The organism is Arenimonas oryziterrae DSM 21050 = YC6267, from assembly GCF_000420545.1.
GTDB classification, from domain to species: Bacteria; Pseudomonadota; Gammaproteobacteria; order Xanthomonadales; family Xanthomonadaceae; genus Arenimonas; species Arenimonas oryziterrae.
In genome coordinates this window covers 104,979-118,496 of the sequence record NZ_ATVD01000001.1, presented here as the reverse complement: position 1 = coordinate 118,496, position 13,518 = coordinate 104,979, and the positions used below count along the sequence as shown (strand labels likewise).

General features: G+C 66.0%; 13 protein-coding genes. 3 read left to right on the top strand and 10 right to left on the bottom strand.

The features are described from left to right. Nucleotides 1–5 precede the first annotated feature (5 nt). Together G467_RS0100520 and G467_RS0100515 are read right to left on the bottom strand one after the other, a co-directional pair. Nucleotides 6–563, bottom strand: a complete 558-nt coding sequence (locus G467_RS0100520; RefSeq protein ID WP_022967778.1) for a 1,2-dihydroxy-3-keto-5-methylthiopentene dioxygenase — start codon at nucleotides 561–563, stop codon at nucleotides 6–8. Beyond that, nucleotides 560–1,195, bottom strand: a complete 636-nt coding sequence (locus G467_RS0100515) for a methylthioribulose 1-phosphate dehydratase (protein WP_022967777.1) — start codon at nucleotides 1,193–1,195, stop codon at nucleotides 560–562. The genes G467_RS0100520 and G467_RS0100515 overlap by 4 nt, the downstream gene beginning before the upstream one ends. Nucleotides 1,196–1,303: 108 nt before the next feature. On the opposite strand from G467_RS0100515, the gene G467_RS0100510 reads away from it, so the two are divergent. Next, complete coding sequence (locus G467_RS0100510; protein WP_022967776.1) at nucleotides 1,304–1,621, top strand: high-potential iron-sulfur protein; 318 nt, start codon at nucleotides 1,304–1,306, stop codon at nucleotides 1,619–1,621. A 122-nt stretch (nucleotides 1,622–1,743) separates the two neighbouring features. After that, entirely contained in the window at nucleotides 1,744–3,153 is a 1,410-nt protein-coding gene (locus G467_RS0100505; RefSeq protein WP_022967775.1) for a DNA recombination protein RmuC, read from the top strand. 35 nt (nucleotides 3,154–3,188) lie between these two features. Here G467_RS0100505 and G467_RS0100500 read toward each other — a convergent pair whose 3' ends face one another. After that, nucleotides 3,189–4,637, bottom strand: a complete 1,449-nt coding sequence (locus G467_RS0100500; RefSeq protein WP_022967774.1) for an amino acid permease — start codon at nucleotides 4,635–4,637, stop codon at nucleotides 3,189–3,191. A gap of 138 nt (nucleotides 4,638–4,775) precedes the next feature. Between G467_RS0100500 and G467_RS14895 the strand changes: the two genes are divergently transcribed. Then, the gene (locus G467_RS14895; RefSeq protein ID WP_425386814.1) at nucleotides 4,776–5,309 is read left to right on the top strand and encodes an NUDIX hydrolase; all 534 of its coding nucleotides are present in this window, start codon (nucleotides 4,776–4,778) and stop codon (nucleotides 5,307–5,309) included. Here G467_RS14895 and efpL read toward each other — a convergent pair. From efpL to G467_RS0100460, 7 genes are all read right to left on the bottom strand, one after another. Further along, nucleotides 5,293–5,856 carry an elongation factor P-like protein EfpL gene (gene efpL, locus G467_RS0100490; RefSeq protein WP_022967772.1) on the bottom strand — a complete coding sequence of 188 codons (564 nt, stop codon included), beginning with the start codon at nucleotides 5,854–5,856 and terminating at the stop codon, nucleotides 5,293–5,295. The genes G467_RS14895 and efpL overlap by 17 nt on opposite strands. Before the next feature lie 21 nt (nucleotides 5,857–5,877). Further along, on the bottom strand, nucleotides 5,878–6,648 hold the full coding sequence (locus G467_RS0100485) for an SDR family NAD(P)-dependent oxidoreductase (RefSeq protein WP_022967771.1): 771 nt from the start codon (nucleotides 6,646–6,648) through the stop codon (nucleotides 5,878–5,880). A 66-nt stretch (nucleotides 6,649–6,714) separates the two neighbouring features. Then, the gene (locus G467_RS0100480; RefSeq protein ID WP_022967770.1) at nucleotides 6,715–7,206 is read right to left on the bottom strand and encodes a GNAT family N-acetyltransferase; all 492 of its coding nucleotides are present in this window, start codon (nucleotides 7,204–7,206) and stop codon (nucleotides 6,715–6,717) included. A gap of 40 nt (nucleotides 7,207–7,246) precedes the next feature. Continuing rightward, nucleotides 7,247–9,775: a sensor domain-containing protein gene (locus G467_RS14890; protein WP_022967769.1), complete on the bottom strand. Its 2,529-nt coding sequence runs from the start codon at nucleotides 9,773–9,775 to the stop codon at nucleotides 7,247–7,249. A gap of 112 nt (nucleotides 9,776–9,887) precedes the next feature. Further along, entirely contained in the window at nucleotides 9,888–10,781 is an 894-nt protein-coding gene (locus G467_RS0100470) for a hydroxymethylglutaryl-CoA lyase (protein ID WP_022967768.1), read from the bottom strand. Continuing rightward, the gene (locus tag G467_RS0100465; RefSeq protein WP_022967767.1) at nucleotides 10,778–11,515 is read right to left on the bottom strand and encodes a hypothetical protein; all 738 of its coding nucleotides are present in this window, start codon (nucleotides 11,513–11,515) and stop codon (nucleotides 10,778–10,780) included. The genes G467_RS0100470 and G467_RS0100465 overlap by 4 nt, the downstream gene beginning before the upstream one ends. A 4-nt stretch (nucleotides 11,516–11,519) precedes the next feature. Then, nucleotides 11,520–13,517, bottom strand: a complete 1,998-nt coding sequence (locus G467_RS0100460; RefSeq protein WP_022967766.1) for an ATP-binding protein — start codon at nucleotides 13,515–13,517, stop codon at nucleotides 11,520–11,522. Between the last annotated feature and the right edge of the window lies 1 nt (nucleotide 13,518).

Below are 13,518 nucleotides of genomic sequence, written 5' to 3'. Positions count from 1 at the left end.
GCGCCTCAGCCCGCCTGTCCCGCTTCATAGCGCGGAAAGCGTTGCGCCCAATCGCTGCCCGTGAAATGGCCGACCCAACCGTCCGGCTCGGTGAAGAAGCGGATCGCGATGAAGTAGGGCGCCGGCCCCATGTCGAACCAGTGTTTGGTGCTGTCGGGTACGCCGATGAGGTCGCCCGATTCGCATTTGATCTCGTAGACGCGATCGTCGACATGCAAGGTGAACAGGCCCGAGCCGGCGACGAAGAAACGCACCTCGTCTTCCTTGTGGAAATGTTCGTCGAGGAATTTCTTGCGCATCGCTTCGCGGTCGGGATGCTCGGGATGGATGCTGACCACATCGACCGTGCGGAAGCCTTTTTCCGCGACGATCTTGTCGATGTCGCCGCGATACGCCGCCATCACCGCATCCGGCGAGGCGCCCGGCTCGACCGGATGGTCGGCGCGCCATTGTTCGAAGCGCACGCCGATCTTCGCCAGTTGTTCGGCGATGTATTCGTGGGTGGAGGCGATCAGCAGGGGGCTCGACGGGTCTTGTTCGGAAAAGATGCGCAAACGGCTCATCGGTGCAGCTTCCTCATTTCCAGTTCGCAGGCCAGCAGGAATTCGAAGGCCTCCAGGTGGCGCCGGGCTTCGGCCATGTCCGCGCCCCAGGCGTACAGGCCGTGGCCGTTGATCAGATATCCCCAGATCGAGCCGGCATCGAGCAGCACGTCGACCTGCGCGGCGAGCGTCGGGATGTGCTGGTTGTTCGGCAACACCGGCACGTCCATCGAGGTCTGGTGCGTGTTCTGGCCGCGGAACGCCTTGATTAGCTCGTAGTCCTCGAAACGGATGTGGCCGGCACCGCCGTACAGGCGCGACGCCAGCGTCTGGTTCAGCGAATGCGTGTGCAGCACGCAGCCCACTTCCGGGAAGCGACGGTACAGCTGCGTATGCAGCAGGGTTTCCGCCGACGGGCGATGCGGCGTGGCCACCGGCTGGCCGTCGAAATCCACGACCATGATGTCGGCGTCGGTGAGCTTGCCTTTGTCGCGGCCGGAGACGGTGATCGCGGCATGGCGATCGTCCAGGCGCATCGAGAAGTTGCTGCTGGTCGCGGGAGTCCAGCCCAGCGCGGCCAGCTCGCGGGTGTTGGCGATGATGTCGGCGGCGCAGACGCTCAGGCGGGCCGGGTCGTAGGGCAGGGTCGTCATGGCCACAGTTTAGCGCGGGGTCGGCGGGCCCGCCTGCGATTGATTCACATCAACGCGGCGTTCACGGAACGGGCATATAGTTCGCCCAGTTCCCCGCCGAGACCTGCCATGAACAGCCCACAGCCTCCCCGCCGCCGCTTCCTGATCCAGGCCGCGATCGCGACCAGTGCCCTGCCGCTGCTGGGCGTTCTGGGCAGCGAGACCGCGCAGGCCCAGGCACTCAAGAAACTGCCGGCCAGCAATCCCCAAGCCATCGCGCTCAAGTACGTCGAGGACGCCAGCAAGACCACCGAAGCCGCCCACAAACCGGGCAGCATCTGCGGCAACTGCCAGTTCTTCACGGCGGCTACCGGCGCCTGCACCCTGTTCGCCGGCTTCAGCGTGAACACCAAGGGCTGGTGTAGCGCCTGGGCCAAGAAAGCCTGACCGGGCGGCATCTCGACCCCTGAGACGCACGGCCCCGTAGAATCGGCCCCAGCCGGACAGGCGGGGCCGTTTTTTTTGGGCCGCCGGCGATCGCCCCGCCGTGGCCTCGACCGGGAAACGGAATGGAACTCCTGCTTTACCTGCTGATCGGCCTGGCCCTCGTCGCCGTCGTTTTCCAGATCCTGCTCTGGCGCCGCGACCCTGCGCGCCGGCTGGCGGCCGAGCTGGAATCGCAGCTAGCCTTGCTGCGTGCGGATATCGATCGTGTCGAGCGCAATGTCCGCGAAGAGCAACGCACGGGCCGCAACGAGGCGCAAACCACGCTTAGCGGTTTCGAGACGCGACTGGGGCAATTCACCGAGCGCACGGAAGTCGGACTGGGCGCCCTGCGCCAGAATCTCGGCGACGACGCGCGCCGGTCGCGCGAAGAATCGGCAGCCAGCCAGCAACGCCTCGGCGAATCCCTGCAGGCGCGCCTGGAAAAGCTCAACGAGACGACCGAGCGCCGTCTGGGCGACGTCCGGCAAACCTTGGAAGGCCGGCTCAAGGATATCCAGACCGACAACGCCGCCAAGCTCGAACAGATGCGGCAGACGGTCGACGAAAAATTGCAGTCGACGCTGGAAACGCGCCTGGGCGAATCCTTCCGTCTGGTCTCCGAACGGCTGGAACAGGTGCAGCGCGGTCTCGGCGAGATGCAGAGCCTGGCCACCGGCGTGGGCGACCTCAAACGCGTGCTTGGCAACGTCAAGACGCGCGGCATCTTCGGCGAAGTCGCGCTCGGCGGCATCCTCGAACAGGTCATGACCGCCGACCAGTACGCGGCGAATGTCGCGACCGTGCCCGGATCCAACGAACGCGTGGAATACGCGATCCGCCTGCCGGGCGCGGCCGACCGGCCCGACGCGCCGGTGTGGCTGCCGATCGACGCGAAATTCCCGCGCGAAGATTACGAGCGCCTGCTCGATGCGCAGGAACGCGCCGACGCCGAGGCGGCTACGCTGGCTGGCGCGGCGCTTGAGCGCCGCATCCGCGACGAGGCGAAAACCATCGCGGGCAAATACGTGTCGCCGCCGCACACGACCGACTTCGCGATCCTGTTCCTGCCGACCGAAGGTCTGTACGCGGAAGTGCTGCGCCGGCCCGGTATCGTCGAAGCCCTGCAGCGCGACCATCGCGTCGTCGTTGCCGGTCCGACCACGCTGTCGGCGATCCTCAATTCCCTGCGCATGGGCTTCCGCACGCTCGCGATCGAGCAGCGCTCCAGCGAGGTCTGGCAGGTGCTGGGCGCCGTGAAGACGGAGTTCGGCAAGTTCGCCGGCGTGCTGGAAAAGACGCGCAAGAAGCTCACCGAAGCGACCAATGTCATCGACCAGGCCGACATCCGGACGCGCGCGATCGAACGCAAGCTGCGCGGCGTGGAAGCGGCCAGCGAAGGCGACAGCCAGCGTCTGCTCGGCGGCGCCCTCGGCCTTCCCGAGGCGGATGCCGACGCCGAATCGGACCCCGAAAACGACAACGGCGCGGAATGATCCGCGCCGTTGGTTGGTAGCTGCTTGCAGGAACGTCAGTCGTGCGAGGTGCCGTTTGCCAGGTGGCTGCGGCTGCGGCTGTAGGCGAAGTACACGACGATGCCGATGACGGCCCAAACCAGGAACAGCTTGATCGTGTAGAGGCCGAGGCTGACGAACAGCAGGGCGCAACCGGCCATGGCCAGCGGTCCAACGATCCAGATCAGCGGGGTCTTGAACGGACGCGCGCGATTAGGCTGCTGGATGCGCAGCATCATCACGCCCAGCGCGACCAGGAAGAACGCGAACAGCGTGCCCGAGTTGGAGATGTCAGCGAGCGCGCCGACCGGGAACATCGCGGCGAACAGCGATACCAGCACGCCGGTGATGATCGTGACCTTGTGCGGGGTGAAGTAGGTCGGGTGCACATCGGCGAACATTTTCGGCATCAGGCCATCGCGGGCCATGGTGAAGAGGATGCGCGTCTGGCCGAACATCATCATCAGCACGACCGAAGGCAGCGCGATGATGGCGGCGGCGGCGACCCAATTGCCGATCTGGCCGTGGCCGAGTTCACGCAGCACGAACGCCAGCGGTTCTTTCGACAGCGACAGCGGACCGCCCGGTTGGGCGCCGATCGCACCGACGGCCGCGTAGGCCACCAGCAGATAGAACACCGTGCAGACCGCGAGCGAGCCGATCAGACCGATCGGGATGTTGCGATTCGGGTTTTCGGTTTCCTCGGCGGCGGTCGAGACCGCGTCGAAGCCAACGTACGCGAAGAAGATCGACGCCGCGGCGCCAAGCACGCCCACGCCCGAAAGCGGGGTGCCCCAGCCATTGGGCAGCATCGGCAGGAAATTGGCGCTCTGCACTGCCGGCAGGGCCAGGATGACGAAGACCGTCAGCGCGGCGATCTTCACCAGCACGAGCACCGAGGTCACTTTTGCGCTCTTCGAGGTGCCGATGACCAGCAGCCAGGTCACGACGAGGGAGAGCAGGAACGCGATCAGGTTGAAGCTGCCCTTTGCGGCGGTGCCGTCCGGCAGGATCACGGGATCGAAAGGACCGGCCGTGAGGAAGTGCGGCAGTCCCCAGCCGTTTGCGGCCAAGAATCCGTTCGCGTATCCCGCCCAACCGACGGCGACGGCGCCTGCGGCCACGGCATATTCGAGAATCAGGGCCCAACCGACCATCCAGGCGAGGATCTCGCCGAGCACGGCGTACGAATAGGTGTAGGCGGAGCCGGAGACCGGCACCATCGAGGCGATTTCGGCGTAGACCAAGGCGGTCAGGGCGCAGACGATGCCCGCGATGACGAAGCTGTACATCATGCCCGGGCCGGCCTTGTTGGCGGCGACCGAGGTCAGGACGAAGATACCGGTACCGATGATTGCGCCGATGCCGAGCATCGTGAGCGAGAAGGCACCCAGCTGGCGCTTGAGTCCTTTCTTTTCTGCCGTCGCAAGAATCTGGTCCAGCGGCTTTACGCGCTGAAATAGCATTGTGTTCTCCCCGGGGATGTTTCGATGGGCCGCTGTCATGTCGCGGCTGTATAAGGCCCCGGTACCATACGCGACCCGCCCGCAGACCAGCAAGGGCACCCCTCCCGGACCGATATGCTGAACGACGCTCAGCGGCAAGTGATTGATCTTTTGGAACCTTTGCTCGGCCGCGCCGGTTTCGACGCCGCCGTCGTCGGTGATTTTCTGAGCTTCGCCCGGGCGCATCCGGATGCCTGCGAGCGCTCGCAGGCAAGCGGTCACTTCACCGGTTCCGCCTGGTTGGTCTCGGCCGACGGCGAGCGTGCGCTACTGATGCACCACCGCAAGCTCGACCGTTGGCTGCAACCGGGCGGCCATGCCGATGGCGACAGCGACCTGGCGCGTGTGGCCTTGCGCGAGGCGGAGGAAGAATCGGGCCTGACCCGGCTGCGCGTGGAGCCAACCGTTTTCGATCTGGACCGGCATGCGATTCCGGCGCGTGGTGCCGAAGCCGAGCATTGGCATTACGACGTGCGTTTCGTCGTGCGGGCGACGGACAACGAAGCCTTCGTGCTCAACGAGGAATCGCAGGCGCTGGCGTGGCGACCGATCGCCGACATCGCCGGCGATCCGCGGACGGACGAATCGCTGCGCCGCATGGCGCAGCGTTGGTTGCTCAGACGCGACCGTTGAACTCGCCGGTCATCGTGCTGACGTAGATCTTTTCGCCGTTGGTGATGTATTCCGGCACCTGGATTTCCAGACCGGTATTCAGGCGCGCGGGCTTCGGACGTTTGGTGGCCGTGCCACCCTTGAGTTCCGGCGGGGTTTCCACGACTTCCAGGATCACGTTCGGCGGCAGCTGCACGGCGACCGGCGCGTCGTCGATGAGCTGGATCTGGCAGTTCTCCAGGCCTTCGGTGATGTAGCCGGCATTGTCGCCGACGACGTCCGCGTCGAGCTGATACGGCGTGAAATCTTCCGTGTCGAGGAAAACGAACGCCTCTCCGTCCTTGTACGAGAACGTCGCCTCGCGACGGACCAGTTCGACTTCGCGGATTTCATCTTCGCTGCGCAGGCTCAGGTCGAACTTGTTGCCGCCCGGCACGCTGTACATGATGAAACGGAAGGTGATGTTGCCGCTGCGACCCTGGGCCGCGCTGCGTTCGATGTCGCGCACCTGGTAGACGGTGTTGTTGTGCTCGACGACGTTGCCTTTCTTGACTTCGGAGGCTTTCATTGGGGTTCCTGCAGTCTCTGATTATTTGGGAGCCAGGCGCACGGCACCATCGAGGCGAATGGTTTCGCCATTGAGGTAGCGGTTGCCGAGGATGAAGGCGACGGTGTCGGCGAATTCCTCCGGCCGGCCCAGGCGCGACGGGAAGGGGATCGAAGCGCCGAGCGATTCCTGCACCGCCGGCGGCATCGTATCGACCATCGGCGTCCAGAAGATGCCGGGCGCGATCGTCATCACGCGGATGCCGAAACGCGACAGCTCGCGCGCCATCGGCAAGGTCATCGCGACCACGCCGCCTTTCGAGGCCGAATACGCGGCCTGGCCGATCTGGCCCTCGTAAGCCGCGACCGACGCGGTGTTGACGATGACGCCGCGCTCGCCGTCTTCACCGGCTTCGTTGTGCTGCATCAGTTCGGCTGCGCCCTTGGCGACGTTGAAACTGCCGACGAGGTTGACCATCACGGTGCCGGCGAACTGCTTGAGCGGCATCGCGCCTTCTTTACCGAGCACGCGACCGGCACCGAGGATGCCGGCGCAGCTGATCGCGGCATTGAGGCCGCCGAGGAATTCCTTCGCCGCGGCGAGATTGGCCTGCACATTCGCTTCGTCGGTGACGTCGGTGCGGAAGTAGCGGGCCTGGCCCGCGCCGAGTTCGGCAACCGCGCTGTCGCCCTTGAGATCGTTGATGTCGAACAGGGCGACCTTGCCGCCGTGCTTGACCAGGTGCTGGGCGACGGCAAAGCCGAGGCCGGAGACGCCGCCGGTGATGACGGCGCGGGTATGGGAAAGCTGCATGGGATATCCCGGAATCAGGAAAGCCGTGATTTTACCGCAGGAGCGGCCTCAGCCGCGATGTCGCGCCTAGGCCGGCGACAGGGGCAGCAGGTAAAAGGCGTTGCAGCCGCCATGGCCGGTGGCGCCCATCGGGCCGGGCAAGCGCTGGAAGCCGGTGCGTTCGTACAGACGCATGGCCGCGTCCATGCCGCGCAGGGTTTCCAGATAGCAGCGGCGGAAGCCGATCGCGCGGGCGGCATCCAGGCACTGCGCCATCATCGCCGCGCCAGCGCCGACGCCGCGCAGTGCTGGCAGGAAATACATCTTGCGCAGTTCGCAGACATCGTCCTCGCCGCCGACCAGGGGTGCGATGCCGCCACCGCCCATGACGACACCGTCGCGTTCGACGACGAAATACGCACAGCGCGGTTCGGCATAAGCTTTGGACAGCCAGTCCACTTCCGGGTCGTTGATCGCGAAGCCGTCGCCGGTCGCGCCGAACTCGGGCATGACGGTGCGGATGACCGCGGCCATGGTGGCGTCGTCTTCGGGACGGATGGGGCGGATGCGGAAGTCCATGCCGCAAGTCTAACCAGCCATGCCGACGGATGCGAAGCCCTCAGCGCGACGGTCTGCGCAGGTACTCGGTCATTTCCAGTGGCGGCAGGCCGCGACTGTAGAGAAAACCCTGGCCCTGTTCGATGCCCAGGTCGAGCATGAAATCGCGTTGCGCGATGGTCTCGACGCCCTCGGCGACGACCGACAGCCCCAGGCCCTTGGCCATGCCCGCGACCGCCTGGCAGATCGCGACATCGGAGCGGTTCTCGGGCACGCCCTGCAGGAATTGCCGGCTGAGCTTGATGCCCTGGATCGGCAAGCGGCGCAGATAGTTGAGCGCGCTGTAGCCCTCGCCGAAGTCGTCGATGACGAGGCTCACGCCAAGCGCGCGCAGCGCTGCGAAGGTGGCGAGGATGTCCGGCGCTTCCTCGATGAGCACACGTTCGGTGATTTCCAGCTCGAGGATCGATCCCGGCAGATCGCATTTGCCGAGTGCCGCTGCCACGATCTGCGGCAGCTCCTCGCCGAGGAACTGCCGGTGCGACACGTTCACCGACACGCGTTCGATCGGTAGGCCGCTCTTGCGCCAGGCGCAGATCTGGTGACAGGCCTGACCGATCACCCACGCTCCAATGCGCACGATGTCGCCGGTGGCCTCGGCCTGGCCGATGAAGTTGTCCGGCATGATTTCGCCGAGCGTACGATGGCGCCAGCGCAGCAGGGCTTCGGCGCCGCGCACGCGGCCGTCGTGCAGGGACACCATCGGCTGGTAGACGAGATGGAATTCGTCGTCGTCGAGCGCGCGACGCAGTTGCGATTCGATCTGCACGCGATCCTGTTGCCGGCGCGCCAGGCCGGGATTGAAGCGCTGCCAAGTATTGCGACCACGGCGTTTGGCGTCGTACATCGCGGCGTCGGCATTGCTGAGCAGTTCTTCAGGATGCCGGCCGGCGTCGGACGCACAGGCCAGGCCGACACTGGCGGTAATCGAGAAATCCTCTTCGCCGACGCGGAAGCTGTCGGCGAACGCGGCATTGATGCGTGCGGCCACGCGCTCGGGCGTGTCATCGAGCGAGGTCGGGTCGGCGACGACGAGGAATTCGTCGCCACCGAAGCGCGCGAGCGCCGCGCCGTCGCCGACCGCGCGCTGCAACCGCCGTGCGGCCGCGATCAGCGTCTGATCGCCGGCGCCGTGGCCGAGCACGTCGTTGACCATCTTGAAACGGTCGAGGTCGATGTAGAACAGCGCGGTGTCGCCGTCCTCGCGCGCCAGGCGCGTGGCGAGTTCGGACATCATGCCGTCGCGATTGAGCAGGCCGGTCAGTGGATCGGTGCGCGAGAGCACGCGCAGTCGGTCTTCCTCGAGCTTGCGTTGCGTGATGTCCTGCACCGTCCCGGTGATGCGCGTGGTCATCGGGCCGCGACGCTCGGCCTCGCCGATCATGCGCGCCCACAGGGCCTGACCGTCCGGGCGATGGCCGAACACCTCCAGATCGAAGCTGCCGCCCTCGCGCAGCAAACGCGAAACTGCCTGTTCGACGGCAGGTCGATCGTGCGGCGCAACCAGGCGCAGCGCCTCGGGCAGATCGCTGGGCGGGTCGTCCTCGCGGCCCATGATGCGCAGGGCTTCGTTGGTGAGGTAGAGGCCGCCACGCGCGGCATCCCATTCCCAGCCGCCGATGCTGGCGAGCGATTGCGCGCGGTCGAACAGCGCGCTGTCGCGTTTGAGCGAGGTCACGTCGCTGAACAGCGAGATCACCATGTGCGGGCGACTGCCGTCGGCCGCGTACTGCGGCACCGAGGTCACCGACAGCCAGGTGAGCTGCTTGTCGCGATGGTGGTAGAGGCCGAGCAGGGTGCTTTCGATGGTCAGGCCGCTGCGCAGCGCACGCACCGGCGGCAGTTCCTCGAAGGGCACGGGCTGGCCGCGTTCGTCGACGATCAGCCATTTGTCCAGGCTCAGCGCATCGGCGAGGCTGTCGCCGTCGTCGATGCCGAACATGCGCATCGCCGCCGGATTGCCCGACAGGATGCGGCCGTTGGCGTCCTGGATCAGGATGCCCTTGTCGATGCTCTCCATCAGCTGGCGGTAGCGACGCTCGGCTTCGTGGCGGCGACTGAGATCGCGCGCCACCGCGACGATGTGGCGCTCGCCGCGATCGATGAAGGCCGCCGAATGCACCTCGACCGGGAAGCGACTGCCGTCGCTGCGCATATTGGTGACTTCGATGACGTAGCTCTGGCCCTGATTGAGTACGTCGAGCACGGGTTTCATGTGATCGCGCGGCAGATCGGGATTGATCACGTGCACGAGCTTGCCAACGAGCGCGTCGCGCGCCATGCCGTAGGCGGTCATGCCCGCGACATTGAGATCGAGGATGCGGCCTTCGTCGTCGAGGATGCTGATCGGGTCGGGCAGGGCGTTGAACAGACCCTCGTAACGCAGACGTTCGGCCTGGGCATCGCGCACGACCGACTGCAGCGCGGCGATGGCCGCGGCCAGTCGTTCGGCGGCGCCGTTGGCGAGGTCGGGGGAAGTCGAGAGCAGGAGGAGATCGGCGAGAGCGGCTTCGGCGCGGGACAAGGCCATCCCGGGGTCGCTCGGGACTTCGTCCTGGAATCGGATGCCGTTTCCGCTCATGGTGCTGGCGCCATCGACCTGGGCTCAGGTTAGCACCAACGTGAGGCCCCGGTGGCGGCGGTCAGGCCTCGCTGCGCGCGCGCGTGACCTTGCTGCCGGTGGCGTGCCCGAGCAGGCCGGACAACCAGCGGCCGGTATCGACCAGACGGTCGAGATCGACGCCGGTGGACAGGCCCAGCCCCTCCAGCATGTAGACCACGTCCTCGCTGGCGACATTGCCGCTGGCGCCCTTGGCATAGGGGCAGCCGCCGGTGCCCGACACGGCCGAGTCGACGACGCGCACACCTTCTTCGATGCAGGAAAGAATGTTTGCGAGCGCCTGGCCGTAGGTGTCGTGGAAATGCACCGCCAGCGCGCTCATCGGAACCTCGGCGGCGACGGCGTGGAGCATCGCGCGGGCTTTTGCCGGCGTGCCGACGCCGATGGTGTCGCCAAGGGAAATTTCGTAGCAGCCGAGGTCGTGCAGGCGTTTCGCGACGCGAACCACGTCGGTGATCGGGACCTCGCCCTGGTAAGGGCAGCCGAGCACGGTGGAGACATAGCCGCGCACCTTCACGCCATCGATTTTCGCGCGCTCCAGGACGGGCAGGAAACGCTCGATGCTCTCGTCGATCGAGGCATTGATGTTCTTGCGGTTGAAAGCCTCCGACGCGGCGGTGAAGATCGCAACCTCCGTGGCCCCTACCGCGCGCGCACGTTCGTAGCCTTGCTCGTTGGGCACCAGTACCGGATAGCGGATGCCGGGCTTGCGCGCGATGCCGGCGAACACTTCGGCGGCATCGGCGAGCTGCGGCACCCACTTCGGACTGACGAAGCTCGTCGCCTCGATCGAGCGCAGCCCGGTCTCGGACAGCCGGTCGATCAGCGCGATCTTGTCGGCCGCCGCGATCAGCGTTTTTTCGTTCTGCAGTCCGTCGCGCGGACCGACTTCGACGATGCGAAGGGAGTCGATCATGGTTTATTGCTTTCGGCGGGTTTCGTGTCGCGGCGAAGGATCAGCCAGGGCGTCGACTCGAAGAACTCGGGGTGCTTTCTGAGTACTTCGGCGATTTTTGCGCCATTGCCGAGCAACAGATTGCGATAGGTCGGCGTGGCGGGCGCTTCGGCGGGGCCGGTGGCGGCGGCGTCCGTCGCGGGCGGCGTCGCATCCGGTGCTTCGCTGGCCTCTTGCTTGGGCTTGTCGCTGGCCACTAGTTCTTCTGCAGGCTTGGTGATGCCGGTCTGTTCGGTCAGGCCCTGCACGGTTTTTGCGGCGATCGCCGCATTCACCTTGACGTGATCGGGCTGGTAGATGCGGATTTCGTCGCCCGTGCGCTCGTAGCGCATCAGTTCGACGCCGCAGCGCTTGGCGCTGTCAGTACCCAAGCACTCGGGCTTGTCGTCGGGGCTGGAGATCGAGATGAAGTCGCCGGCTTTCGACGAGATCAGTGTGATCGTATGTTTCTCGACGTCCGCTTTTTCGGTGTCGATGAAATTCCACTCCGAGCAATCGGCGTTGATTTCCAGGAAGTAATGCTCGTCGGGCTTCTTCGGCGCGGGCGAACTGGCTTCCCAGCGTCCAGGCCACGACGCATCGCAGGTCGTGCGCTTGCCGGCCGGGAGTGTTTCGACGAGCGTCGTCGAACAGGCACCGAGCCCCAGGGACGCGAGCGCGATCAGGACAGCGGCGATCCGTGTTCCGGCATTCATGGCATCACTCCTTGAGTTTGACCAGCACCGCATCCGCCTCGACGAAATCGCCAGCAGCGACCTGGATGGCATCAATGAGGCCGGCGCGCGGGGCTTTCAACGACAGCTCCATCTTCATCGCTTCCATGACGCCCAGTTCCTGGCCTTCGCTGACGCTGTCGCCGGCGTTCACCTTGATGAGCACGATGCGGCCAGGCATCGGGGCGACGACGCGGTGGCCGCTGCCGGCCGCCTGGGCGGTGTCGGCCTGGAACGCGGGCAGGCGCAGCAACGTCGTGCGGCGCGTGCCGTCATGCAGGAACACGCGCTCGGCGTCGGCGTGCGCGCGGTAACGGCGCGTCGCGCCGCCGAGTTCGAGCGAGAGCTTGCCCGCACCGATCAGCGCACGTTCGACCGCGAGACCCATGCCGCCGGCGTCGATGTGGTAGTTGCCGCCGCTGCCGTGCGCGATCACTTCGATGCGCTGGTCGCGGTGGCCGAAGCACAGCAGACGCTGCCCGGCATGGCCCAGACGCCAGCCGTCGGCGATCGCCCAGGGCGAGGTCGGATCGCCGGACGCGCGTGCGTGCGTGCGCGTCGCGGCCTCGTCGAACAGCAGGCAGGCGGTGGTCGCGGCAGCGAGGGTTTCCGCATCTGGCGCTACGGCAACGGGCAGTACTTCGTCGAGATGTTTGTCCAGATAGCCGGTATCGATGCGGCCTTCGACGACGACCGGGTGCCGGATCAGCAGTTCGAGGAACTCGATGTTCGATTTCGGACCGACGATCTCGCTGTCGGCGAGGGCCTCGCGCAGGCGGGCGAGGGCACGCGGGCGGTCTTCGTCCCAGACGATGAGCTTGGCGATCATCGGGTCGTAGAAGATGCTGACGACATCGCCCTTGATCACGCCGCCGTCCAGACGCACGTGCGCGTCGGCCGTGGGCAGACGCAGCGAGTCGAGTTTGCCGGAGCCGGGCAGGAAGCCTTTTTCCGGATCTTCGGCGTACAGGCGTACTTCCATCGCATGGCCGCGATGCACGATCGCGTCCTGCGCCAGTGGCAGCGCTTCGCCGGCGGCCACGCGCAACTGCCATTCGACGAGATCCAGTCCTGTCACCAGTTCGGTCACCGGGTGCTCGACCTGAAGGCGCGTGTTGATCTCCATGAAATAGAAATCGCCGTCGGCGCCGACGATGAATTCGACCGTGCCGGCGTTGACATAGTCGATCGCCTGCGCCGCCTGCACGGCCGCCGCGCCCATCGCCATGCGACGCTCGGGCGTGAGGAAGGGCGAGGGCGATTCTTCGATGATCTTCTGGTAGCGGCGCTGCGCCGAGCATTCGCGTTCGCCGAGGTGGATCGTCTGCCCGCGGGAATCAGCGAAAACCTGGAATTCGATATGGCGCGGTTGTTCGATATAGCGCTCGAGCAGTACCCGGTCCTTGCCGAAGGCGTTTTTCGCCTCGCGCTGGCACGATTCCAGCGACGCAGCGAACTCGCCGCTGGCGCGCACGATGCGCATGCCCTTGCCGCCGCCGCCGTGCGCGGCCTTGATCATCAGCGGATAGCCGATGCGGTCGGCTTCGCGCTGCAATAGTGCGACGTCCTGGTCTTCGCCGGTATAGCCGGGCACGACCGGAACGCCATGCGAGGCCATCAGATCCTTGGCGCCGGCCTTGCTGCCCATCTTGCGCATCGAGGCGGCCTTCGGGCCGATGAACACCAGGCCCGCCGCTTCGACGGCTTCGGCGAACTCCGCACTTTCCGACAGAAACCCGTACCCGGGATGGATCGCCTGCGCACCGGTCGCCTTGGCGACAGCGAGAATCGCATCGCCGCGCAGATAGCTGTCCTGCGGACGTGGGCCGCCAATCGGAAACGCCTCGTCGGCCTGGCGTACATGCTGCGCGCGGGCGTCGGCGTCCGAATACACGGCGATGGTGCGGATGCCGAGGCGTCGGCAGGTGCGGATGATCCGGCAGGCGATTTCGCCGCGGTTGGCGATCAGGATCTTGTCGAACATG

What these genes read in the sequence shown, in the direction of transcription:
- G467_RS0100460 (WP_022967766.1), bottom strand. Translation starts at nt 13,517, where the DNA reads ATGTTCGACAAGATCCTGATCGCCAACCGCGGCGAAATCGCCTGCCGG.
- G467_RS0100465 (WP_022967767.1), bottom strand. Translation starts at nt 11,515, where the DNA reads ATGAATGCCGGAACACGGATCGCCGCTGTCCTGATCGCGCTCGCGTCC.
- G467_RS0100515 (WP_022967777.1), bottom strand. Translation starts at nt 1,195, where the DNA reads ATGACGACCCTGCCCTACGACCCGGCCCGCCTGAGCGTCTGCGCCGCC.
- G467_RS0100485 (WP_022967771.1), bottom strand. Translation starts at nt 6,648, where the DNA reads ATGCAGCTTTCCCATACCCGCGCCGTCATCACCGGCGGCGTCTCCGGC.
- G467_RS0100510 (WP_022967776.1), top strand. Translation starts at nt 1,304, where the DNA reads ATGAACAGCCCACAGCCTCCCCGCCGCCGCTTCCTGATCCAGGCCGCG.
- G467_RS0100480 (WP_022967770.1), bottom strand. Translation starts at nt 7,206, where the DNA reads ATGGACTTCCGCATCCGCCCCATCCGTCCCGAAGACGACGCCACCATG.
- G467_RS0100505 (WP_022967775.1), top strand. Translation starts at nt 1,744, where the DNA reads ATGGAACTCCTGCTTTACCTGCTGATCGGCCTGGCCCTCGTCGCCGTC.
- G467_RS0100500 (WP_022967774.1), bottom strand. Translation starts at nt 4,637, where the DNA reads ATGCTATTTCAGCGCGTAAAGCCGCTGGACCAGATTCTTGCGACGGCA.
- G467_RS14890 (WP_022967769.1), bottom strand. Translation starts at nt 9,775, where the DNA reads ATGGCCTTGTCCCGCGCCGAAGCCGCTCTCGCCGATCTCCTCCTGCTC.
- efpL (WP_022967772.1), bottom strand. Translation starts at nt 5,856, where the DNA reads ATGAAAGCCTCCGAAGTCAAGAAAGGCAACGTCGTCGAGCACAACAAC.
- G467_RS0100520 (WP_022967778.1), bottom strand. Translation starts at nt 563, where the DNA reads ATGAGCCGTTTGCGCATCTTTTCCGAACAAGACCCGTCGAGCCCCCTG.
- G467_RS0100470 (WP_022967768.1), bottom strand. Translation starts at nt 10,781, where the DNA reads ATGATCGACTCCCTTCGCATCGTCGAAGTCGGTCCGCGCGACGGACTG.